Annotated in this window: 20 protein-coding genes; 4 read left to right on the top strand and 16 right to left on the bottom strand. The window is 60.7% G+C overall.

The window, feature by feature from the left end:
• Window positions 1–269: 269 nt before the first annotated feature.
• On the top strand, window positions 270–665 hold the full coding sequence (locus VLA07_RS02800) for a DUF6124 family protein (RefSeq protein WP_330206327.1): 396 nt from the start codon (window positions 270–272) through the stop codon (window positions 663–665).
• Window positions 666–728: 63 nt separating this feature from the next.
• On the opposite strand, the gene VLA07_RS02795 is transcribed toward VLA07_RS02800, so the two are convergent.
• The 4 genes from VLA07_RS02795 to plsB form a co-directional block, all read right to left on the bottom strand.
• Window positions 729–1,418 (bottom strand): DUF4197 domain-containing protein, encoded by a 690-nt coding sequence (locus VLA07_RS02795; RefSeq protein WP_333988366.1) that lies wholly within the window; start codon window positions 1,416–1,418, stop codon window positions 729–731.
• Window positions 1,419–1,439: 21 nt separating this feature from the next.
• A complete protein-coding gene (locus tag VLA07_RS02790; RefSeq protein ID WP_247269410.1) occupies window positions 1,440–1,838 on the bottom strand; it encodes a YbaY family lipoprotein in 399 nt (132 codons plus the stop codon).
• 50 nt (window positions 1,839–1,888) lie between these two features.
• Window positions 1,889–2,575: a hypothetical protein gene (locus VLA07_RS02785; RefSeq protein ID WP_333988365.1), complete on the bottom strand. Its 687-nt coding sequence runs from the start codon at window positions 2,573–2,575 to the stop codon at window positions 1,889–1,891.
• 97 nt (window positions 2,576–2,672) lie between these two features.
• Window positions 2,673–5,171: a glycerol-3-phosphate 1-O-acyltransferase PlsB gene (gene plsB / locus VLA07_RS02780; RefSeq protein ID WP_027611015.1), complete on the bottom strand. Its 2,499-nt coding sequence runs from the start codon at window positions 5,169–5,171 to the stop codon at window positions 2,673–2,675.
• A gap of 237 nt (window positions 5,172–5,408) precedes the next feature.
• Between plsB and VLA07_RS02775 the strand changes: the two genes are divergently transcribed.
• Window positions 5,409–5,618: a cold-shock protein gene (locus VLA07_RS02775; protein WP_003222087.1), complete on the top strand. Its 210-nt coding sequence runs from the start codon at window positions 5,409–5,411 to the stop codon at window positions 5,616–5,618.
• A gap of 272 nt (window positions 5,619–5,890) precedes the next feature.
• Here the strand turns inward: VLA07_RS02775 and VLA07_RS02770 are convergent, their stop codons facing one another.
• From VLA07_RS02770 to VLA07_RS02755, 4 genes are all read right to left on the bottom strand, one after another.
• The gene (locus VLA07_RS02770; RefSeq protein WP_007964251.1) at window positions 5,891–6,268 is read right to left on the bottom strand and encodes a hypothetical protein; all 378 of its coding nucleotides are present in this window, start codon (window positions 6,266–6,268) and stop codon (window positions 5,891–5,893) included.
• A gap of 75 nt (window positions 6,269–6,343) precedes the next feature.
• A complete protein-coding gene (locus tag VLA07_RS02765; RefSeq protein WP_333988364.1) occupies window positions 6,344–7,153 on the bottom strand; it encodes a putative RNA methyltransferase in 810 nt (269 codons plus the stop codon).
• A complete protein-coding gene (dapE, locus tag VLA07_RS02760; RefSeq protein ID WP_027611017.1) occupies window positions 7,153–8,304 on the bottom strand; it encodes a succinyl-diaminopimelate desuccinylase in 1,152 nt (383 codons plus the stop codon). The genes VLA07_RS02765 and dapE overlap by 1 nt, the downstream gene beginning before the upstream one ends.
• Before the next feature lie 239 nt (window positions 8,305–8,543).
• On the bottom strand, window positions 8,544–11,135 hold the full coding sequence (locus tag VLA07_RS02755; RefSeq protein ID WP_333988363.1) for a glycosyltransferase: 2,592 nt from the start codon (window positions 11,133–11,135) through the stop codon (window positions 8,544–8,546).
• Between the two features lie 382 nt (window positions 11,136–11,517).
• On the opposite strand from VLA07_RS02755, the gene tcdA reads away from it, so the two are divergent.
• Complete coding sequence (tcdA, locus tag VLA07_RS02750) at window positions 11,518–12,336, top strand: tRNA cyclic N6-threonylcarbamoyladenosine(37) synthase TcdA (protein ID WP_003222099.1); 819 nt, start codon at window positions 11,518–11,520, stop codon at window positions 12,334–12,336.
• Window positions 12,337–12,438: 102 nt separating this feature from the next.
• Here tcdA and VLA07_RS02745 read toward each other — a convergent pair whose 3' ends face one another.
• The 4 genes from VLA07_RS02745 to VLA07_RS02730 form a co-directional block, all read right to left on the bottom strand.
• A complete protein-coding gene (locus VLA07_RS02745; protein WP_333988362.1) occupies window positions 12,439–12,843 on the bottom strand; it encodes a SufE family protein in 405 nt (134 codons plus the stop codon).
• Window positions 12,840–14,045 (bottom strand): aminotransferase class V-fold PLP-dependent enzyme, encoded by a 1,206-nt coding sequence (locus tag VLA07_RS02740; RefSeq protein WP_027611020.1) that lies wholly within the window; start codon window positions 14,043–14,045, stop codon window positions 12,840–12,842. The genes VLA07_RS02745 and VLA07_RS02740 overlap by 4 nt, the downstream gene beginning before the upstream one ends.
• 152 nt (window positions 14,046–14,197) lie before the next feature.
• Window positions 14,198–15,232 (bottom strand): 2,3,4,5-tetrahydropyridine-2,6-dicarboxylate N-succinyltransferase, encoded by a 1,035-nt coding sequence (gene dapD / locus VLA07_RS02735; RefSeq protein ID WP_003222105.1) that lies wholly within the window; start codon window positions 15,230–15,232, stop codon window positions 14,198–14,200.
• 32 nt (window positions 15,233–15,264) lie between these two features.
• Window positions 15,265–15,627, bottom strand: coding sequence for an ArsC family reductase (locus tag VLA07_RS02730; protein WP_003222107.1), 363 nt, complete (start codon window positions 15,625–15,627; stop codon window positions 15,265–15,267).
• Window positions 15,628–15,920: 293 nt separating this feature from the next.
• Here VLA07_RS02730 and VLA07_RS02725 point away from each other — a divergent pair, with 293 nt between their 5' ends.
• Window positions 15,921–17,552 carry a Na+/H+ antiporter gene (locus VLA07_RS02725; RefSeq protein WP_115988118.1) on the top strand — a complete coding sequence of 544 codons (1,632 nt, stop codon included), beginning with the start codon at window positions 15,921–15,923 and terminating at the stop codon, window positions 17,550–17,552.
• Window positions 17,553–17,573: 21 nt separating this feature from the next.
• Here VLA07_RS02725 and VLA07_RS02720 read toward each other — a convergent pair whose 3' ends face one another.
• From VLA07_RS02720 to VLA07_RS02705, 4 genes are all read right to left on the bottom strand, one after another.
• Window positions 17,574–18,335: a hypothetical protein gene (locus VLA07_RS02720; protein ID WP_333988361.1), complete on the bottom strand. Its 762-nt coding sequence runs from the start codon at window positions 18,333–18,335 to the stop codon at window positions 17,574–17,576.
• Between the two features lie 147 nt (window positions 18,336–18,482).
• Complete coding sequence (locus VLA07_RS02715) at window positions 18,483–19,175, bottom strand: M12 family metallopeptidase (RefSeq protein ID WP_333988360.1); 693 nt, start codon at window positions 19,173–19,175, stop codon at window positions 18,483–18,485.
• A gap of 163 nt (window positions 19,176–19,338) precedes the next feature.
• Window positions 19,339–20,538: a succinyldiaminopimelate transaminase gene (gene dapC / locus VLA07_RS02710; RefSeq protein ID WP_333988359.1), complete on the bottom strand. Its 1,200-nt coding sequence runs from the start codon at window positions 20,536–20,538 to the stop codon at window positions 19,339–19,341.
• 120 nt (window positions 20,539–20,658) lie between these two features.
• Window positions 20,659–23,361, bottom strand: a complete 2,703-nt coding sequence (locus VLA07_RS02705) for a [protein-PII] uridylyltransferase (RefSeq protein ID WP_333988358.1) — start codon at window positions 23,359–23,361, stop codon at window positions 20,659–20,661.
• Window positions 23,362–23,396: the final 35 nt, after the last annotated feature.

The raw sequence follows: 23,396 nt of genomic DNA, 5'->3' as shown, positions 1-23,396 counted from the left end.
GGTTGCCCGTCGGAAGCGCGATCTCTAGCCTGAGTCTGTCGCTGCAAAAATCAGCGACCGGGTTTCGCAGCCCGGTTAAACTTCAGACGCACAGCGTCCATCATCCGAAAGCGGGCGCTTTTTTATGCCTGTGTCATGGCGGTTGTGCGCGGGATACCTTCGGGTATGCCGGGTGCCTGAAGTCCCGGTCTGCGAACCTGCGTACAGCTGCCACCCTACATTCGTTTCGCAGCGAACGGTGGCGGCTCCACTACTTCAGGAGTTCCACCATGTTCAAACACACCCCGAATCCCCCCGAATCCGCACCCGAAACCACCCCCGAACGGCCAACCGACCCCGTCTCGCCCTACGCCTTCCTTGACTCGCGCAAGCTCCACGACGCAGCCCTGCATGCGCTCGATCACTACCTCCTGCCCCAGCCTGAAAAACAGCCCAAACCCGTCACTCAGCCCAGCACAATTTTCACTGTCCTCCCCGAAGTCGATTCCGAAACCCTGCTGGCCCATGCCTGTGAAACGCTGGCCTCGGCCAATGTCATGGCCAGTGAGTTGGCGTTTACCCTGAGCGGCCCGACGTGCAGTCAGCTTCTCGGTATCCAGCAGATGATTTCGCTCGCGGAGCTGTCGGTTAACCGCGTCCTCGATCAGGTGGATCCGCAAGGCTGACCCACAATAAAAAGCCCGCTGACCTTCACCGGTTCAGCGGGCTTTTTCGTGCCGCGGCAAAAATTACAAGGTGCCGAACACTTTCTTCGCCAGACCCGTCGCCGCAGCAGCCGGATTCTTGCGGATGGTTTCTTCCTGTTTGCCGATCATTTCGAACAGGCCATTGAGCGCTTGTTCGGTGACGTAGTTTTCGACGTTGGCGCTCTTCGCATCCACCACGCCGAGGGTCGCGGCCTGGCCGGCGAAGGCGTTGTATTTCTGCGCTACGCCGACTTTGTCGGTGGTTTGTTTGACGATGGGCAGGAACTTGGCGCGGATCTGCTCGCGGCTGGTTTTGTCCAGGTATTGGGTGGCCGAGTCAGTGCCGCCGCTGAGGATGCCCTTGGCGTCGGCCACGGTCATTTTCTTCACGGCGTCGACGAGGATCGGTTGGGCCTGGGTTACGGCGCTTTCTGCGGCCTTGTTCATCGCGGTTTCGAGTTCGTCGACCTGGGCGCCCATGCCGAAGGCTTTCATCTTGCCGGCGACTTTGCCGAGTTTGCCCGGCAGTTCGATTTTCACTTCCGGGTTGTTGCTGAAGCCGCCCGGGGTGCCGAGTTGTTTGACGGCGATTTGCGCGCCTTGGGTCAGGGCGTCCTTGAGGCCGCCGGTGGCGTCTTGTTGCGAGAGGTCGCTGAGCGACAGTGCCAGGGCGCTGGCAGAGATCATCAGGCCCGCGCACAGGCCGGCGAAGCGAAGGGTAGGGCGGAGCATGGCAGCTTCCTTGAAAGACAATTAGCGAATGGCGTCGACGCGGATTTTCAGCGGCTGCGGATCGTTGCCGTCCAGTTTCACGGCGTGGTTTTCGGTGGTGATGAACATCAACTCGCCGTTGACTTCGATGCGCGCGCTGACCGAGTAGCGGTGGCCGGGTTTGACCTGGGCCGGATCGTAACTCAAGTGGAACGGCAGCGGCACCTGGCCTTTGGCCGGGCCTTTCTGTTCGTCGAGGACCACCGCCGGGGCGTCGGCCAGCGATACGTCCTGCAGGCTCACGCTCAAAGTCGCGCTCGGTGGCAGGGCGATGCGTTGCAGGTAGAACACTTCGCCGTCGAGGCCGACTTTGCCGGCGGGGGTGGTCGACTGGCAGGCGCTCAACAGGGTGGCTGCGGCGAGAAGGGTGAGTTTTTTCATCGGGGCCTCTGAGACGGTTGCGCCGGAAGAATCCCGGCGCCGAAGGAAATCTAGCGGATTTTGGTGCCAGCGTCAGTGAACAAACGTAAGGGTTTTTCCAGCCACTGCATCAATTTATGAAACGACAGCGCGCTTGTGCTGGGCATCGCGGGAGCCAGTTCGACTTGTTCAGGTGAGATCACAAGACGTTGATGGTAGCGGTTTTCAATACCCGTCAGTGCATAGCGTTTACCGGGTATAACGCTGTCAGGATCATATTTCAGATAAAAACCGGAGACTGACTGTTCGTCTTGTTTGACATGCACCAGCTCAACTTCGGGAGACTCTGCTTCATGCAGACTGATGGTGACCGCTTCTTCTGGCGCAACAATTTCGGCTTCTTGAGCCTCGACATATAGAAAACCGATCGGGCTCAGGTGCAGGGTTTGGCGATGGGGAGTGTTGTTGACAGTGACGAAGTAGTCCTGCTCGATCAGCAAGGGTATTTGGTCATGAAGGATCTGCACATTGACTTGGTACCTGACGCCTACATCGCCGTAGTGATGAGGGAAGTCAAATTTCCAGCCGACGTCGAAGATCGCAGCACGGTGCCAGTCCTTGATGTTAATAGGCGATTGGGAATTGAATACTTTGACGCTGACAATGGTTTCATTGACACCATCGGCAGGCGCGTGGAATTCGGGCGGTAGACGGAAGTCCAGGATTACTGCGCAAGTTTCTTCGTTTAACAGGCTCATCTCGATATCCGTATCGTGATTGGTGGGTTGCGCCTATTAATCCATGAATCAACTAACGGGGCCATTGAAGTGCGCGCCCGTTAGTTGTCAGCAAGTTTCAGACTTGTGGTGTATCCGCTGTTTCGGCGGCATCTTCACTGCGATGCAAGGCCACTTGACGAATCGACAGACGAATCTCCGCCGGCAACACCCGTTTGGCAGCGCCTTCGGCCAGTTCGCCGAGCAGTTCGTGGTAGCTCAACTTCCCGGCTTCGTCGCGGCGCAGCACGTCGAGGTCGAGCAGGGTCTGGATGAAGTGGCGGAACAGGCTCTTGTCGAAGAACTCCGGGGCGTTCAAACCGTGGAGGATCGACAGGCGCTGGGCCATGACCGTGCACAGATCCTCCAGCTCTTCGGCGCTGATGCTGTTCTGGCCGCTGTTGAGCAGCAGGGACACGGTCATGTAGAAGCGCTGCAGGGTCTGCGCGATGCTTTTCGACAGCAGGGTCAGCAGGACAAAGTGCCGCGAACTTGGCGCCGGACGCATGTATACGTCCTTCTCGAAACGCAGCAGGCCTTGCTCGACGAAAGCTTCCAGCCATTGATCGACCACGCCGTCCAGTTCCTCCAGGCTCCAGCGAATGAACAGCTCCGATTGCAAGTACGGATACAACGCGCGGGTGTAGCGCAGGATCTGTTCGCGGCTCATGCGCGAGGTGCTCTGGAAGAAGCTCGCCAGCAGCGCCGGCAAGGCGAAGATGTGCAGCACGTTGTTGCGGTAGTAGGTCATCAGGACAGCGTTCTGCTCGTCCAGATAGAGAATCTTGCCCAACGCATCGTTCTGTTCGGACAGCAGATCCATGTCCTTCACATGCTCTATCAGCGCACGGCCATCGCCTTCCGGCAGGGTCGTGTGCGGCGAGTAAGGGACTTTGCGCAGCAACGCCAGATACAGGTCCAGCACCCGCGCCATGGCTCGATCGTCCAGCGCCAGGCGGGTGGTCGACAGCAGCGCCAGCGCCACCAGGTTGACCGGGTTGATCGCCGCTGCTTCGTTCAAGTGCTGCGCGACTTTCTCGCCAAGGCGGTTGGTGGTCTCGTTGAGCCACGCCGGTTTGTACTGCGGGCCGAGTTCCTGCTGGCGCCAGTCTGGCTGTTCGCTGTCGAGGAATTCCGCGAGTTTGATCGGCTCGCCGAAGTTCACCGCGACCTGACCGAAGCGTTGCTTGAGCGCACCGATGACTTTGAAAATGTCGAAGATCGACTCTTTCTTCTTGCTCGCGCCACGCAGTTCGCCGAGGTAGGTCCGGCCTTCCAGCACGCGCTCGTAACCGATGTACACCGGCACGAAGACAATTGGCATGCGCGACGAGCGCAGGAAGCTGCGCATCGTGATCGCGAGCATGCCGGTCTTCGGTTGCAGCATGCGTCCGGTGCGCGAGCGGCCGCCCTCTACGAAGTATTCCACCGGGAAACCTTTGGTGAACAGGGTGTGCAGGTATTCGTTGAACACCGAGGTGTACAGCGGATTGCCCTTGAACGTGCGGCGCATGAAGAACGCGCCGCCACGGCGCAGCAGGCTGCCGATCACCGGCATGTTGAGGTTGATCCCGGCGGCGATGTGCGGCGGGGTCAGGCCGTTGCGGAACAGCAAGTACGACAGCAACAGATAGTCGATGTGGCTGCGGTGGCACGGCACGTAGATCACTTCGTGACCCTGGGCGACCTTCTGCACGCCTTCGATGTGGTTGACCTTGATCCCGTCGTAGATCTTGTTCCAGAACCAGCTCAGCACCACTTCGAGAAAACGGATCGCGGTGTAGGTGTAGTCCGAGGCGATCTCGTTGCCGTAGCGCAGGGCCTGGGCCTTGGCTTTTTCCGGGGAGATGTTCTCGCGTTCGGCTTCGTCGAGGATCGCTTGCTTGACCAAGGGCTGGTTGAGCAGGCCCTTGACCAGATTGCGCCGGTGGGAAATGTCCGGGCCGATGACAGCGGCTTTGAGGTTGCGGAAATGCACGCGCAGGATGCGCTGGGCCATGCGTACGGTTCGTTCGTGGCCCTTGTTGTGCTCGATCAGTTCGCGCAGGTGAATCGGCGCGGAGAACTGCACGCGGGTCTTGCGCCCCAGAACGATGATGCTCAGCAGTCGACGCAAGCGCCCGGTGACCGCCCAGCTGTCGGCGAACAGCAGCTTCCACGGACTGTTTTCGCTGTCCGGCGACTGGCCCCAGAACACGCTGACCGGAATGATCTGCGCATCTTCGGCGGCGTTCTGGGTCAGGGCGCTGACCAGACGGGTCAGGGTCGGCGGTGCGCCGCGCTTGTCCTGACGGCCGAGCCAGTCCGGATCCGGCGTCAGATAGAAAAACGCCGCCGGTTCGATCAACGGCCCGACCGACACCGGCAGTACCGGACGCGGCAGACCGGCCTTGGTGCATTCGGTGTCGACCACCGCCAGATCGGTGAGCGAGGGGTTTTGCAGGACGTAGAACACCGGACGACTGCGGTCGAGGTTGAGGGTGAACGACGACTGGTTGATCGTCTCCGAGCGAACCCAGAGGTACAACAGTCGGCGCAAGGTGCCAAACACAAGACGGCGGAACGGAGAACGGGTCATACGGCTTCTGCGTGAGTGAATAAAACCGAGCAGATGCTCGGGCGGTCGACAGTTTGCCGTATTCACCGAAAATCGGCAAAAAAGCGGCGAAGTAATCTCCTGTTGAGAGTTTTTGCGCCTGTCATATACTCGGCAATCTGTCGCCGGGGCCCTTTATGGACGTCGGGCGCAGGCTGACGTTCCGCAAAGGCTTTCCTGCGAAAAGCCTGTTCAATAATAAAAAAGGAGTATGAACAGATGGCAACACGTGAAACCGGCAATGTGAAGTGGTTCAACGACGCCAAGGGCTACGGCTTCATTCAGCGCGACGACGGGGTGGACGTGTTCGTGCACTACCGCGCGATCCGTGGCGAAGGGCATCGCTCGCTGACTGAAGGTCAGCAGGTTGAGTATGCGGTGGTGACGGGGGAGAAGGGTTTGCAAGCAGAAGACGTTGTAGGCCTGTAATACAACCCTTCAAAACACCCCAAAACCAAATGTGGGAGCGGGCTTGCTCGCGAATGCGTCGTGTCATTCAGCACATCTGGAGCTGATACACCGCATTCGCGAGCAAGCCCGCTCCCACATGGGATATGTGTTGCCCGGGATTACGCGGTTTTCCAGGTGATCTCTTCTTNCCCCCCCCCCCCCCCCCCCCCCCCCCCCCCCCCCCCCCCCCCCCCCCCCCCCCCCCCCCCCCCCCCCCCCCCGCTCCCACATGGGATATGTGTTGCCCGGGATTACGCGGTTTTCCAGGTGATCTCTTCTTCACCGTCGGCGCTGATGCGAATCCAGCGATCAGCCGTTTCCTCACCTTCTTCCTCGACCCACGTGCCCGGTGCGCAACGTACTTCGACGTTCAGCGCAGCAAAGGCTGCGCGGGCGCAGGCGATGTCGTCGTCCCATGGGGTCGCATCGCTTTCCAGGTACAGGCTGTTCCACTTGCCCACGGCTTTCGGCAACCAGGTCACCGGGATGTTGCCGGCCTTGCACTTGTAGGTCTGACCTTTCTGTACCCAGTCGCTGCACGGGCCCAGAGCCTCACCGAGCCAGGCGGAAATCGCCTTGTGGTCGACGTCGGCGTCTTTCAGGTAAATCTCGATATCCGGTTGGCGCATGGATGTCCTCACTGCGGGTCTGAAAAATCCATTCGCGGATTTAGCCGGCCCCGGGCACTTGCCCGAGACCAAAAGTTATTGAAGAACGAAATAATCGTAGCGCATCGATACGGTGGTCACGAACGGCTCGGCCTGTTCGATCACGGCGGCGCGGCGTTCGGCACTGGCGCGCCAGCCGTGGGGCGTCATCGCCAGCAGGTCGGCGCGATCCTCGGGCTTGTCCAGCGTCAGTTTGAATTCCAGAGTTTCGCTGTGCGCCAGCGCCATGCCTTCCGGCACCAGGGCCAGATGCTTGTCGTCGGTGTATTCGCGCACTTCGTCGTACAGACGTTCGCGCAGTTCCATCAGGTGGCCGCTGGTCGGTCCGACCTTCATCAGGCCGCCGCCGACGCTGAGCAGGCGCTTGGCTTCTGCCCAGTCCAGAGGGCTGAAAACGCTGGCGAGAAACTGGCAACTGCCCGACGCCAATGGCACGCGGGCCATGCTGGCGATCAACCAGGTGATTGCCGGATTACGCTTGCAGGCGCGTTTGACCGCCTCGCGGGAGATGTCCAGTGCGTAGCCATCGGCGTCCGGCAGGGCCTCGGCGATCTGTGCGGTGTAGTAACCCTCACCGCAACCAATATCGACCCAACGTGCCGGCGTATAACTTGCCGCCAGCTCGGCCAGACGCTTGGCCACCGGCGCGTAATGCCCGGCGTTCAAGAAGTCGCGGCGCGCCTCGACCATCGCCTGATTATCACCAGGATCACGGCTGTTCTTGTGCTGCACCGGCAACAGGTTCAGGTAACCCTGACGCGCACGGTCGAAGCGGTGACCGGCGGGGCAGACCACGCCGTTGTCCACTGCATTGAGCGGTTCACTGCAGATCGGGCACGCGAGCATCAGGCGAGCAACTTGATCAGGGTCTGGTAGTAGATCTCGGTCAGCACGTCGAGATCGGCCGCCAGCACACGCTCGTTGACCTGGTGGATGGTCGCGTTGACCGGGCCCAGCTCAACCACTTGGGTGCCCATGGTGGCGATGAAACGACCGTCGGATGTACCGCCGCTGGTCGACGCCTTGGTCTCGCGGCCGGTGATGTCCTTGATGCTCGACGACACCGCGTCGAGCAGCGCGCCCGGCTCGGTGAGGAACGGCAGGCCGGACAGCGCCCAGTCGATGTGCCAATCCAGATTGTGTTTGTCGAGGATGTCGGCCACGCGTTTCTGCAGGCCTTCGACGGTGGATTCGGTGGAGAAGCGGAAGTTGAACACCGCCACCAGATCACCCGGGATCACGTTGGTCGCGCCGGTGCCGGAGTTGAGGTTGGAAATCTGGAAACTGGTCGGCGGGAAGAAATCGTTGCCGTGATCCCAGTGCTCGGCGGCCAATTCGGCCAGCGCCGGGGCGGCGAGGTGGATCGGGTTCTTCGCCAGATGCGGGTAGGCCACGTGACCCTGCACACCGCGTACGGTGAGCTTGGCGCCCAGCGAGCCGCGACGACCGTTTTTCACCACGTCACCGACCAGTGTGGTGCTCGACGGTTCGCCGACGATGCACCAGTCCAGACGTTCCTTGCGCGCCACCAGACGTTCAACCACCGCTTTGGTGCCGTGGTGCGCCGGGCCTTCTTCGTCGCTGGTGATGAGGAACGCGACCTTGCCCTTGTGGTTCGGGTAGTCGGCGACAAAGCGTTCAGCGGCGACGGTCATCGACGCCAGGCTGCCTTTCATGTCCGCCGCGCCACGGCCGCAGAGCATGCCGTGTTCATCGATCACCGCGTTGAACGGGTCGATCTGCCAGGCGGTCACCGGACCGGTCGGCACCACGTCGGTGTGGCCGGCGAAGCACAGCACCGGGCCGTCGTCATTGCCGTGCGTGGCCCAGAAGTTATCCACGTCCTCGATGCGCATCGGCTCGAGGGTGAAACCGGCATCGCCCAGGCGCTGCATCATCTGCTTCTGGCAATCGGCGTCGACCGGCGTCACGGACGGACGGCGGATCAGGTCGATGGCGAGTTGGAGGGTCGGCGAAAGGTCGGCGTGGGCCGTCATGGAAAACTCCGGAGTCATGAATGTGGGCGCGGACTGACTGTAGGAGTGAGCCTGCTCGCGATTGCGGTGTGTCAGTCAACTTAAACATTGATTGTTACACCGCAATCGCGAGCAGGCTCACTCCTACAGGGGATAGTGTTCGGTCAGTCAGACCGTTATCACGCCAAGCCCCGCAAAATGGCGGTTATCTTAAAGCAAAACGGCGACCATTGGCCGCCGTTTAGTGGATCAAAGAGGAATTAGACGACAGGCGCCGGTTCAGGCGCTGTCGCAGGTTTTGGCAGCGACGAGAGGAACGCCATGATCAGCGCGGCCAGGTATGGCAGCGACTGCACCAGCAGCATTGCGACCCAGAAGCGCATGTCGTTGCTCGGAATGCCCTGCACCAGGTAGATCCCCAGCGCCGCGCCCCACAACAGCAGCATGATGAACAGCTCTTCCCGCGCTTCGGAAATCGCCACCCAGAAACCATGGTTGTCGGCGTTTTTCGGCGTGCGGAAGAACGGAATGCTGCTGGTGAAGAAGCCGTACAGCACCGCTTTGGCGATGGTGTGCGACAACGCCAGACCGGCCAATGCCGCGCAGAACGCATCCTTGAGGTTCACGCCGACGGCGCGACGGTACAGGAAGATGATCTTGCCGACCTTGAACACGAACAGCGCCAGCGGCGGGATTGCGAAAATCAGCAGCGGCGGATCGACCCGTTGCGGCACGATGATCATCGCCGCCGACCACAGCAGGGCGCCGACGGTGAAGAAGATGTTCATACCGTCCGCGACCCATGGCAGCCACCCCGCGAGGAAGTGGTAACGCTGGCCACGGGTCAGTTCGGTGTCCTTGCCGCGCAGCAGGCTGCGGGTGTGGCGCTTGATGATCTGGATCGCGCCATAGGCCCAGCGGAAACGCTGCTTCTTGAAGTCGATGAAGGTATCCGGCATCAGACCCTTGCCGTAGCTGTCGTGGTAATACGCCGCCGACAAGCCTTTTTCGAACACGCGCAGACCGAGTTCGGCGTCTTCACAGATGCACCAGTCGGCCCAGCCCAGCTCTTCCAGAACCGAACGCCGGGTCATGGTCATGGTGCCGTGCTGAATGATCGCGTCGCGGTCGTTACGGGTGACCATGCCAATGTGGAAGAAGCCCTTGTATTCGGCGTAGCAGAGCTTCTTGAAGGTGCTTTCGTTCTGGTCGCGGTAATCCTGCGGCGACTGCACCACGGCGATTTTCGGATCGGCGAAGTGCGGCACCATGTGCTTGAGCCAGTTCGGATGCACGCAGTAGTCGGAGTCGATCACCGCGATCACTTCGGCGTCCTTGGCGGTATGCGGAATCAGGTAGTTCAGCGCGCCGCCCTTGAACCCGGCCAGCGGTGATACGTGGAAGAACTTGAAGCGCGGGCCGAGGGTTGCGCAGTAGTCGCGCACCGGCTCCCAGACGGCCGGGTCTTTGGTGTTGTTGTCGATGATCAGGACTTCATAGTCCGGGTAATCGAGGGCGGCCAGGGCATCGAGGGTCTGTCTGACCATCTCCGGCGGCTCGTTGTAGCAAGGGACGTGGATCGAGACTTTCGGTCTGTAGTCCGAATCGCCCACCACCGGCAGGAATTCACGCCGGCGCTTGTGGGTCCAGACCGCCTCGGCCAGTTCATGCGCTTCGGTCAGCAACACGATAAACACCCCGAGCGCACCCAGTGCCAGGAGGAAACCCACCGTCAGGCTGAACCACGTGCTGTATTGCTGGCTGTAGTCGTAACCGATCCACACCAGCACCGAACCGCAAAGGAACGCGATAAAGGTCAGGAAGGTGCGGCCACGCTGGCGCAGGGCCGAGCCGTCGATCATCAGCAGGGTCAGCGACAGCAACGCCAGCACCACCGAACCGATGGCCAGCACGCGCCATTGCGGGATGGCGACGACCGGGCCTTCGAAGTTGAATTTCTGCTGGCGCGCGGCGTTGAACACGCCCCAGTAGGCGCCCACCGAACCTTCGTCACTGGCCTTCCACGGCTGGTCGAACGCTTCGATCACGAAGTAGTTGAAGCCTTGGCGGTTGAGCTTGTTGACCAGTGTGCGCAGGTAGATCGCCTGATCCGCTGGCGACGCGTCGGCGCCACCGCGCATGCGCCCGTTGCTCGGCCAGCCGACTTCGGACAGCAGCAGCGGTTTTTTCGGGAACAGCTTTTTCAGGTCGCGGGCGCGGTCGAAAACGAACTGCCCGGCCTTGTCGACCGGAATGAATTCCCAGTACGGCAGCACGTGCGCAGCGATCAGGTCGACATGCCTGGCCAGTTCCGGGTGTTCTTCCCAGACGTGCCACTGCTCGGAGGTGGTCACCGGCACTTTCACCGCTGCGCGCACCCGATCCAGCAGCACGCTCAGTTGCTCGGCAGTGATTTCCTTGCGGAAGATCGCTTCGTTACCGACCACCACGCGAACCACGCTGCGCGAGGTGTTAGCCAGTTCGATGGCGCGCTGGATTTCCCGCTCGTTGCGCTCCTGATCGGGGCTGATCCAGATCCCGAGGGTCACGCGCAGACCGAACTCTTCCGCCAGTTTCGGGATGTCCTGCAGCGAACCGTCGACCGAGTAGATGCGGATGTTGTCCGTCAGCTTGCTCATGATCTCCAGGTCGCGGCGCATTTCGTCGTCAGTCGGATACTGATCCTTCTGTGGGAATTGGCCCTGCTGGAATGGCGAATAAGAGAAACCGGAGATCTGCTCCGGCCAGTTGGGCGCGGAGACCGGGCGGTTGATCAGCGCCCAGAAACCGGTGAACAGGGCGGCGATTGCCAGAACCACCACCAGGTTGAGACCAAATTTACGCGATGACATAGCTATTTCGGGTTCCAAAGGCTGTGGAACGAAGGAACGGATCGGCTTACGCCAAAAGGGCGCGAATCCTACACCGGCAGTTCACTGCTCGTACACCGGGCAGGAAAATGCCCGACATTGGGCAGTCCAACCTGATTTAAGTTCTTTAGTAACAGCTTGTAAGAGAAAACTTTGTTGTTTAGTTATAGCAATTCCCAGTGGCGAGGGAGCTTGCTCCCGCTGGACTGCGAAGCAGGCCGCTTTCAAAGGGCCGCTTCGCGACCCGGCGGGAGCAAGCTCCCTCGCCACAAGGCTTGCGCAAAACGGCTGCGTTCACCGTTCATAGCGTCAAAGATGCTCTTGGCCGCCGACGGCCCTATAATGCCCGCCGGTTTTTGGGGTAATGGTCATGAGTACAGAAGATCCGCGGTTTGCAGGCATCGCCCGTTTGTATGGCATCGAGGGCCTCGAGCGCCTGCGTGCGGCCCATGTGGCGATTGTCGGCGTCGGTGGCGTCGGTTCCTGGGCGGCGGAGGCCATGGCCCGTTGCGGCGTCGGCGAGATTTCGCTGTTCGACCTCGATGACGTCTGCGTCAGCAACGCCAACCGCCAGTTGCACGCGCTGGACAGCACCGTCGGCAAACCCAAGGTCGAAGTGATGGCCGAGCGCCTGCGCGGGATCAATCCGGATTGCACCGTGCATGCGGTGGCGGACTTCGTGACGCGCGACACCATGGCCGAGTACATCACGCCGAACATCGACTGCGTGATCGACTGCATCGACGCGGTCAACGCCAAGGCTGCGCTGATCGCCTGGTGCAAACGTCGCAAGATTCAGATCATTACCACTGGCGGTGCCGGTGGGCAGATCGATCCGACGCTGATTCAGGTCTGCGACCTCAACCGCACGTTCAACGACCCGCTGGCCTCGAAAGTGCGTTCGACGTTGCGTCGCGACTATGGCTTCTCGCGCACAGTGACTCGCCATTACAGCGTGCCGTGTGTGTTCTCCACCGAACAACTGCGCTATCCGAAGCCGGACGGCAGCATCTGTTTGCAGAAGAGTTTTGTCGGCGACGGGGTGAAGCTCGACTGCGCCGGCGGGTTTGGCGCGGTGATGATGGTCACGGCGACGTTCGGCATGGTCGCGGCGACCAAGGCGGTGGACAAGATTGTGGCGGGTGTGCGGCGGCCAGCGGATCGGGTGAAGCCTCAGGTTTGATTCTGGGGCTGATGGCCTCATCGCGAGCAGGCTCACTCCTACAGGGGGACGCATTCCAATTGTAGGAGTGAGCCTGCTCGCGATGGCTGCGAAGCAGGCGCTTTATTTAGCCAACTTATTCATCCGCTGGAGCACGGCATTCAAGCCATTACTGCGCGACGGCGACAACTGCCGCGAAAGTCCCAGCTGATTGAACCACTCGGGCAAATCCACCTGCCGCAACTCGGCAGCGCTCAAGCCGTTGACCCGCAACAGCAGCAACGCCACCAAACCACGAATCATCCGCGCATCGCTGGCAGCGCTGAACTGCCAGTGACCGTCCTGCAACTCACCCACCAGCCACATTTGACTCTCACAGCCATGCACCCGGTTGGCTTCGCATTTGTCCGCGTCGTTCAGCGGCGGCAGACGATCGCCAAACTGCATCAGCAACCGCGCGCGTTGTTCCCAACCGGCGGCATTCTGAAAGGTCTGCAGCGCTTCGGCGGCGGCGAGCGGCAGGCTCATCGCAGCAACTCCAGGGCCTGATCCAGCGCTTCGAAGAAACGCTCCAGATCCTCGGAGTCGTTGTACAGCGCCAGTGACACGCGAATAGCCCCGGCCAGTTCGAAGCTTTTCAGCAACGGCATGGCGCAATGATGCCCGGCGCGCACGGCGATACCTTGCTCGGTCAGCAAGTGTGCCAGATCGGCGTTGTGCACACCCTCGACGACGAAACTCGCCAGCGCCAATTGCGGCTTGCCCAGCAGACGAATGCCGTTGCGCGCGGCGAGGCCTTGCAGCAGATAGGCGTGCAGCGCAGCTTCGTGGGCCGACACCGCGTCCTGATCCAGCCCGGCTAAATAGTCGAGGGTTGCGCCGAGGCCGATCACGCTGGCAATCGGCGGCGTGCCCGCCTCGAAACCCAGCGGGGCAGGGCGGAAGCGTGCATCGTGATAATTGGCTTCCAGCACCATTTCGCCGCCGAACTGCCATGGCTGCAGTTGCTCAAGCGCCTTGTTGCGCCCGAACAGCACGCCGAGGCCATCGGGGCCGTACAGCTTGTGGCTGGAAAACACATAGAAGTCGCAACCCAGCGCCTGCACGTCGTGGCGACCATGCACCACACCCTGGGCGCCATCGACCACGGTCAGCGCCTTGTGCGCCTTGGCCATCGCCAGCAGCGCTGGTAGCGGTTGCCAGGCACCGAGCACGTTGGACAGCTGACTGACCGCCAGCAAGCGAGTGCGCGGGGTGATCAGACGCACAGCGGCGCCGAGGTCGATCACGCCGTCGGCGTCCAGCGGCAGGATCACCAGTTTCAGCTCGCGACGCTGTGCCAGTTGCTGCCACGGCAGCAGGTTGGCGTGATGCTCCAGGGCGCTGATGACAATTTCATCGCCCGGGTGGAAAAGATGTTCCAGGCCATAGGCCAGGAGATTCAGCGCACTGGTGGCGCCGTGGGTGAAGATGATCTGCCCGCTGTCACCGGCATTCAGCCACTGGGCAACCTTGAGCCGACTGTCTTCGAACGCCTGCGTCGCGTGGGCGCCGGGCAGATGCTGCGCACGATGCACATTGGCCGCGCCGTTGGCGTAGTAATGCGTCAGTGCGTCGAGCAGGGCCTGGGGTTTTTGCGTGGTGGCGGCGTTGTCCAGATAGGTCTGGTCTTGCCGTTGCAGGGCGGCGATGGCCGGAAAGTCGGCGCGCCAGGGGGAGGGAATCATCACAGTTTTCAGCCCTGGTGAAGAGGGGCGGGATGTACGCCGAACCTTGTGGGAGCGGGCTTGCTCGCGAATGCGTCCTGTCAGTCAATAAGTTGCTGAATGACACTACGCCTTCGCGAGCAAGCCCGCTCCCACAGGGGGGATCGTGTGGCTGCTTAGTTGTGAGCGTGTAGCGCTTCGTTCAGCTCGATCGCCGATTTGTGGGTCTTGCACTCCACGGCACCGGTTTCCGAATTGCGACGGAACAGCAGGTCAGTCTGACCGGCCAGCTCGCGCGCCTTCACAACCTTGACCAGGTTGTTGTGCTCGTCCAGCAGCGCGACCTTGGTGCCGGCGGTCACGTACAGGCCCGACTCGACGGTGTTGCGGTCGCCCAACGGGATACCGATACCGGCGTTGGCGCCGATCAGGCAGCCTTCGCCGACCTTGATCACGATGTTGCCGCCGCCCGACAGGGTGCCCATGGTCGAGCAGCCGCCGCCCAGGTCCGAACCCTTGCCGACGAATACGCCAGCGGAAACGCGGCCTTCGATCATGCCCGGGCCTTCGGTGCCGGCGTTGAAGTTGATGAAGCCTTCGTGCATCACGGTGGTGCCTTCGCCCACGTAGGCACCCAGACGCAGACGTGCCGCGTCAGCGATACGCACACCGGCCGGAACCACGTAGTCGGTCATTTTCGGGAACTTGTCCACCGAGAACACTTCCAGCAGCTCGCCGCGCAGACGCGCTTCCAGTTGCATTTCGGCCAGTTCGCTCAGGTCGATTGCACCCTGGCTGGTCCAGGCCACGTTCGGCAGCAGCGGGAAGATCCCGGCCAGGCTTACGCCGTGCGGCTTGACCAGACGATGCGACAGCAGGTGCAGCTTGAGGTACGCCTCAGGCGTCGAGGTCAGTTGTGCGTCTTCGGCCAGCAGGGTGGCGACCAGTGGCTTGTGGCTCTCGGCCAGACGGGTCAGCAGCTTGCCTTGAACGGCGTCGATGCCTTTGACCGCTTCAGCCAGTTGTGCCGCCTGCGCGGTGGTGAAGGTGATGGCCTGGTTGCCTTCGGTGTAGCCGAGGATCGGCGCAACAGCGGCGACCAGTTCGGCCGACGGGTTGAGCAGCGGCTGGGCGTAGAACACTTCCAGCCAGGCGCCTTGACGGTTTTGCGTGCCGACACCAAAGGCGATGCTGAACAGAGAGTTGGACATGTGAATACCTCTAGCAATAAGTGACGGGCTGCTTACTTGAGTGCGGCCGCGTAGATGTCTGGCTTGAAGCCAATCAGGGTTCGGTCACCGAGATCGAGCACCGGGCGCTTGATCATCGAGGGTTGAGCGAGCATCAGTTCGATGGCTTTCGACTGGTCGAGATCGGCTTTACGTTCGTCGTCGAGTTTGCGAAAGGTCGTGCCTGCACGGTTCAACACCGTTTGCCAGCCGTGCTCGTCACACCATTGGGTCAGGTGCTCACGGTCGATACCGGCGGTTTTGTAATCGTGGAAGTCGTAGCTGACAGCGTGTTCATCGAGCCAGGTGCGCGCCTTCTTCATGGTGTCGCAGGCTTTGATGCCGAAAAGGTGCAACGTTTTACTTGAAACGGTCAAGGAATCGCCCCCTTTACAGGTGCTGGAAAAAAATGGTGTCGGATTATGCCATGACCAAACGGTTTCGCGGCGCCTGAGGTTTATATGCTTGCAGATTACCCTGTGGGAGCGGGCTTGCTCGCGAAAGGGCCGTTTCTGTCGAAATCATTACTCAATGACCCACCGCCTTCGCGAGCAAGCCCGCTCCCACAGGGGATCTGCGACAGGGCTGCGACATAGGTGCAAACGCCAGACGCATCCTAAGCGGCTAATATGGCAGTTCAACGCTGTCGATTGTCTGAGATTTCCGCTTTATGCAAACCGCTTATACCGTCCTGATCCTGCTGATGCTGGTCAGCGTTTCGCGGCTGGTCGGACGGGTCATCCCGCTGCCGCTGCCCCTCGTGCAAATCGCCGCCGGTGCCTTGCTGGCCTGGCCGACACTGGGCCTGCACGTCGCGCTGGACCCCGAATTGTTCCTGTTTCTGTTCCTGCCCCCGCTGCTGTTTTCCGACGGTTGGCGCATGCCCAAACGCGAGTTCTGGCATCTGCGCGGGCCGATCCTGACGCTGGCGGTTGGCCTGGTGCTGTTCACCGTGGTCGGCGCCGGGTACTTCATTCACTGGCTGTTGCCGAGCATTCCGCTGCCGGTGGCCTTCGCGCTGGCGGCCGTGCTCTCGCCGACTGACGCCGTGGCGGTCTCGGCGATCTCGCAGAACCGCTTGCCGACACCGCTGATGCACATCCTGCAAGGCGAGGCGTTGATGAACGATGCCTCGGGTCTGGTGACGTTCAAGTTTGCCTTGGTGGCGGCGGTGACCGGGGTGTTCTCGCTGGCCAATGCCAGCCTGACGTTCGTACTGGTGGCGGTCGGGGGCTTGGCCGTCGGCGTCGCGCTGAGCTGGCTGGTCGGGCGCTTGCGCGCGTGGATGATCGCCCGTGGCTGGGACGATCCGGCCACCCACGTGGTGTTCATGTTGCTGCTGCCGTTCGCCGCCTATGTATTGGCCGAGCGACTGGGTGCATCGGGGATTCTTTCGGCTGTCGCGGCGGGGATGATGCAGAGCTGGCTCGATCTGCTGCCGCGGCAGACCAGCACCCGGCTACTCAATCGCAGCGTCTGGTCGCTGCTTGAGTTTGCCTTCAACGGCCTGATCTTTCTGCTGCTGGGTCTGCAACTGCCGGACATCATCAAGGCCGTGGTCAGCCACGAACCGACGTTGTGGCCGACGCTGATGTACCGTGGCCTCGACGTGGTGGCGATTTTCCTCGCGCTGGTGCTGTTGCGCTTTATCTGGGTGCAGAGCATCTGGCGTTTGTCGGTGCTGCTGCGACGGCTGCGCGGCAAGGGCGACCTGACGCAAGTGCCGACCGCTCGATCTTGCTGGCTGCTGACTGTCGGCGGAGTGCGCGGGGCGGTGACGCTGGCCGGTGTGATGTCGGTACCGATGTTGATGGGGGCCGAGGCGTTCCCCGAGCGTGATCTGCTGATTTTCATCGCCGCCGGGGTGATTCTGTTGTCGCTGATTTGCGCCTGCATCGCCCTGCCGTTGCTGCTGCGTGGCATCGAGAAAAGCCCGGACGACAAGCGCCGCCAGGAAGTGCGCGATGCCTGGCGCAAGACCGCCGAGGCGGCCATCCATGCGCTGGAAACCGAAGAGGTCGGCCCGCAGGATGCGGCGCAGGCCGCGCTCTCGGCGGAACTCAAGGCGCGGATCATGTCCGAGTATCGTCATCAGCTCGACGTGTTCAATGATTCGGCCGAAGCCCAGGCGCTGGCGTTCCAGATGGATCTGCTGGAACGCCGCTTGCGCTTGAAGGCGTTGCGGGCGCAGCGCCTGGAGTTGTATAGCCTCAGTCGTCAGCACCAGATCGGTGATGACGTGTTGCGTGAGGTATTGGGTGAGCTGGATTTGAGTGAGGCGAATCTGGGTCAGGTCAAATAGCCTGACACGGACCTGATGCGCTCACTCACTCGCGGGGCAGGGATAAGCGTTCGCCATGAAGATTTTGTCCTTTTCGCTGAGATCCAGATTAATGAAGAGCTGGAAGTCTCCGATGGTCCAGGACTGGCTGATGCGATAGTGCATGATCGACTTTGGATCGTATTCCGAATAAATGCTTTCGTCGGGATTGCCGCGGTCAAAGTACCAGTCGTGCAGGCGTTTGCGCGTCACACTGGCCTGGTAGTCGTCTTCTTCCGGGTCGGCGGTGATTCCAAATTGTGCGTAGATGGCTGGTTTGTCCCAGGGAATGTCTGCCGTGGGATTGGTCTGTTCATGCTCCGCGCCCAGCATGTGCCCGAACTCATGCATGACATTGGCTGCGAAGTAACGTGGCAGACTCGGATGCGGCCAGAGTGTCATGGTCGGCTCATCGGGATGTAGCAGAGCATCCGTCCCTATCCGGGAGGAAAACGTTCCTTCCTGACTGAGTATGCGGATGTCGCCCACTTCACCTTCAACGAAATCGAATTTCAAGTTGATGTGCGGCAACCAGTTGCTGGCAGCGGCAATGGTCGCGTCCTTGAATTCCTGCGTACCGTTGAGGAAGGCGATGCGGAGAGTGCTGCCGGGAGTCCAGAATTTTGCCGGATTGTTTTTAGCCCACATTTTACTGAACCTCCGAAGTGCATTTGATGTTGCGGGAGGTGCGTGTGGTTTCGGTTTTTTTGTTTGGCTGAAGCCGGGTTGAGTGCATAACTGAACATCCATGTTTTCGTTCGTCATATGTAACTTCTCGGGCTGCTTTTTGTTCCCGGAAAGTCGCTTTGAATGAAGGATGCTAGTTGCTGCGCCTGAGCAGGTAAATTGGATATGTGTACGATTTTATGACGGATTACCGTGCCAACAGAACTGGCACGGTAAAGATGTGATTCAACGTGGGTAAATCAACCGCATGAGCTGTTTGTCTTTATCACTGATTTCGCGATTGATCGGATTCGCCCAATTGCCAAGCGTCAAATTGTTGGGAATCGGATGGTGCATGATGGATTTTCGATCGTATGGCAAGTAAAGCGCGTCGGCATCGTCAAAAGGCGTAAATATATTGTCGTCAACTTCGCCTCGCGACAGTGGATTCATCGGTCTGTTCTGGTAGTAGTTGTAAACATTTTCTTTATTCCAGGGGATTTGCGCCTTGGGGTGCTGGTGTTCGTGCATCGCGCCGAGTGCGTGGCCAAACTCGTGAATGACGACCGTCTCGAAGTCTTCGTGTTCGGGGTCGATGCCAAGGTTCATGGTTGGCGTGTCAGGAAACATATCCAGTGCATCGGTACCCAGAAATGAACTGTTCACCACACCCTCGGTGGCGATTCGGATCTCACCCTCTACGCCTTCAACGAACTCAAACTTCAAACTGATATAAGGAAGCCATTTTTCGGCGGCGGCAATGATTTTATCTTTGTGTTCCGGAGTTGGGTTATCCATGAAAGCTATTTTAAGAGTGTGTCGGCTTGGCCAAAGTTTGTCGTAGTGTACCAACGAGCGTTTTTTTCGGCTGTTGTTAAGGGCGCTGGATTTGAGTTCTTTAGCCGGTTTTTGCAGCGTGCAATATTGAAAGTTGTCCATGCTTTGTCTTGCTCCTTGATTTGTCTTTTTGGTTGTTTCGCGCATGCAAAAAACCACTGCGCGAGATTAAGCTTCGGGCAGTGTCTGGAGTAGTCGTAAAGTGGTTTTAAATGTAACTTGAGGGGTATGTCCGTGCCAGATGACTGGCACGGATATTAAAAACTCAGTGTTGGCGGGTGATGAAGTCGCGGATCCGTTCTGCAGCTTCAACACATTCAGCCAAAGGCGCAACCAGTGCCATGCGCACGCGCCCGGCGCCCGGATTCACGCCGTCGACCTCGCGCGACAGATACGAGCCTGGCACGACAGTCACATGTTCCTGCTCGAACAGGTCGCGGCAGAATGCGGCATCGTCACCGGCCACGTTCGGCCAGAGGTAGAAGCTGCCGTCCGGACGCTGTACGTCCATCACCGGGCTGAGAATTGCCAGCACTGCGTCGAACTTCTCGCGGTACAGCGCACGGTTGGCGCGTACATGCACTTCGTCATTCCACGCCGCAACGCTGGCCAGTTGGGTTTGCACCGGCATCGCGCAACCGTGGTAGGTGCGGTACAGCAGGAAACCCTTGAGGATATCCGCGTCACCGGCGACGAACCCGGAGCGCAGGCCCGGCAGATTGGAGCGCTTGGACAGGCTGTGGAACACCACGCAACGCTTGAAGTCCTTGCGGCCCAGTTCGACGCAGGCGCTGAGCAGGCCCGGCGGCGGGGTCTGTTCGTCAAAGTACAGTTCGCTGTAGCACTCGTCGGCGGCGATCACAAAGTCGTATTCGTCGGCCAGGGCGATGAGTTTTTTCAGTACATCAACCGGGATCAAAGCGCCGGTCGGGTTGCCTGGCGAGCACAGGAACAGGATCTGGCAGCGTTTCCAGATGTCCGGTGACACGGCGTCGAAATCCGGGTTGAAGCCGTTTTCGTCCAGGCAAGGCAGGTAGTGCGGCTTGGCCCCGGCGAGGAACGCTGCGCCTTCGTAGATCTGATAGAACGGGTTCGGGCTGACCACCAGTGCATCGTCGCCACGGTTGACCACGGTCTGGGTGAAAGCGAACAGCGCTTCGCGGGTACCGTTGACCGGCAGCACATTGCGCGCCGGATCGATCCAGCCGCTCGGTACGCCAAAACGACGTTCGCACCAGCCGGCGATGGCTTCGCGCAGGGCCGGGATGCCGAGGGTGGTCGGATACACCGCCATCTGATCCAGATTGTTCGCCAGCGCTTCGGCGACAAAGCCTGGCGAGCGATGTTTCGGCTCGCCGATCGACAGGGCGATCGGGCGTTTGTCCGGGTTCGGCGTGACCGTGCCAAGCAGCGCGCGGAGTTTTTCGAACGGGTAGGGCTGGAGCTGGTTCAGAGCGTTGTTCATGGGGGCCTCGTTCAATGTGGGAGCGGGCTTGCTCGCGAAAGCGGTGTGTCAGTGAATGATGTGTTGCCTGACACACCGCTTTCGCGAGCAAGCCCGCTCCCACAGGGGGGAATTGCTGGATCAAATACTGATGCGCGAAAGCTTGATATCCGGTTCCTGATTGACGCTCAGTTGCTCGACGATTGCGTCCTGCAAACGGCTGCACAGCAGCGGGTCGGAGAGCGGCTGGTTGTGGGCGTCGGTGATGAAGAACACGTCTTCCACGCGTTCGCCCAGGGTCGCAATCTTGGCGTTCTGCAGCGACAGGTCGAATTCGAGGAAGATCCCGCCGATCCGTGCCAGCAGGCCCGGGCGGTCAGGCGCCGTCAACTCCAGCACCGTCACCGGACGTTGCGCGTCGTTATGGATCGTCACCTGCGGCGCGAAGGCGAAGTGCTTGAGCTGGCGCGGCACCCGGCGCTGGATGATCGTCGGGTAATCGTCAGGATTGCGCAGCGCTTCGGTCAGGCCGTCGCGAATCTGTTTGACCCGCGCCGGGTTGTCGCCTATCGAGTCGCCGTCGGTGTCGAGCACGATGTAGGTGTCGAGGGTGAACTGGCTGCTCGAGGTGATGACCCGGGCATCGTGAATGTTCAGGTTGAGCTGGTCCATCGCGGCCACGGTCACGGCGAAGAAGTCGTGCTGGTCCGGGGCATAAATGAAGATCTGCGTGCCGCCCTCGAACTCGCGCTGGGTGGTTTCCTTGATCAGCACCAGCGGACCGCCATCGGCCGGCTGCTGCAGGATCGCGTCACTGTGCCAGGCCACGTCGCCGGCTGTGTGACGCAGGAAATAGTCATCGCCCAACTGCGCCCACAACTGCTCGACGTCGTCCGGGTCGGTGCCGCCGCGCACCAGGATGTCCAGTGCCGCACTCTGGGTCTGGCGGATCTGCTCTTCGCGATCCACCGGATTTTCCAGTCCACGGCGCAGAGCGCGTTTGGTCTCGGTGTAGAGCTGGCGCAGCAGGCTGGCGCGCCACGAATTCCATAGGGTCGGGTTGGTGGCGTTGATGTCGGCCACGGTCAGTACATACAAGTAGTCCAGACGGGTTTCGTCGCTGACGATCTGCGCGAAATCGTGGATCACCTGCGGATCGGACAGATCCTTGCGCTGTGCGGTGGTCGACATCACCAGGTGGTTCTGCACCAGCCAGACGATCAGGCGGCTGTCCCACAGCGGCAACTGATGGCGCTGGCAGAACGCTTCGGCATCGACCGCGCCGATGTCGGAGTGGTCGCCATGCCGGCCCTTGCCGATATCGTGATACAGGCCGGCCATGTAGATCAGTTCGGGCTTGGGCAGTTTGGCCATTAGCTTGGCGGCCAACGGGAATTTTTCCGACACCTGGGTGTACTGCAACTTACGCAGGTGCTTGATCAGGTTCAGGGTATGCGCATCGACCGTATAGATGTGGAACAGGTCGTGCTGCATCTGCCCAACGATGAAGCCGAACTCCGGCAGATAGCGCCCGAGGATGCCGTAGCGGTTCATCCGGCGCAGGTTGCGGTGCACGCCGATCTTGCACTTGAACAGCTCGATGAACAGGCTGGTGTTGCGGATATCGTTGCGGAAGTTGTCGTCGATCAGGTGCCGGTTCTCGCGCAGCAGACGAATGGTGTCGGCGCGCACGCCTTTGATTTCCGGCTGCTGGGCCATCAGCACGAAGATCTCGAGCATGGCGAACGGCGTGCGGCGGAACACGTTGTCGTTGCGTGCTTCGATGTAGCCGTCGTGCAGCTGGAAGCGCGAGTTGATCGGCTGCGGCGGTGCTTCGTCTTCCGGGGCGAGGATGACTTCCTCGAAGTGCTGGATGATCAGGTCGCTGAGCTGGGCGATGCTCATGACCACGCGGAAGTACTGCTGCATGAAGTTTTCGACGGCCTGTTTGGCGTCGTCGCCTTCAAAACCGAGCAGGCCGGCGATGGTCCGTTGATGATCGAACAGCAGACGGTCTTCCGAGCGCCCGGCGAGCATGTGCAGGGCGTAGCGCACTTTCCAGAGGAATTCCTGGGACGACGCCAACAGGGCGTTTTCGCTCTCGACCAGGAAACCTTCACCGGCGAGGGCGCGCAGGTTCAGGGTGCCGTACTGACGCCGGGCCACCCACAGAATCGTCTGGATATCCCGCAGGCCACCGGGCGAGCCTTTGACGTTGGGTTCCAGGTTGTATTCGGTGTCGTTGTACTTGTGGTGACGGGCCTTTTGCTCGGCGCGTTTGGCCAGGAAAAACTCCTTGGCCGGCCACATATGCGCGGTGCTGGTGACATCGAGCATGCGCTGGCGCAGGCGTTCGGGGCCGCAGATGGTGCGGCTTTCCATCAGGTTGGTGACCACCGTCAGGTCGGCGCGGGCCTCTTCGGCGCATTCGTCGACCGAGCGTACGCTCTGACCGACTTCCAGGCCGATGTCCCACAGCAGCGTCAGAAAACGCTCGATGGAATCGCGGAAGACTTCGTGATCGGCGCTGTCCAGCAGGATCAGCAGGTCGATGTCGGAATAGGGGTGCAACTCACCCCGGCCGTAGCCGCCGACCGCGACCAGCGCGATATCGGCGTCTTCGCTCCAGTTGAACTGCTCCCAGGCTTTTTGCAGGATGTTGTCGACGAACCACGCACGGTCTTCGATCAGCCGGCGGATGTCGCGGCCGCCGCGAAAACGCGTGTCGAGGACCTCGCGCGCCTGGCGGATCGCCTTCTTGAACGCCGCGATGGGACTCGCTTTCAGGGCCAGTTCAGCCTGGAACTGGCCGCGGTCGAAGAGTTCGGGATCCACCTGCGGCATCGATTGGCTTTCCTTCTATAGAGCTGGGAGCGTTC

It is taken from the genome of Pseudomonas sp. S3(2024) (genome assembly GCF_036861315.1).
Lineage (GTDB): Bacteria > Pseudomonadota > Gammaproteobacteria > Pseudomonadales > Pseudomonadaceae > Aquipseudomonas > Aquipseudomonas putida_A.
This window is presented reverse-complemented; position numbering and strand designations above follow the sequence as displayed.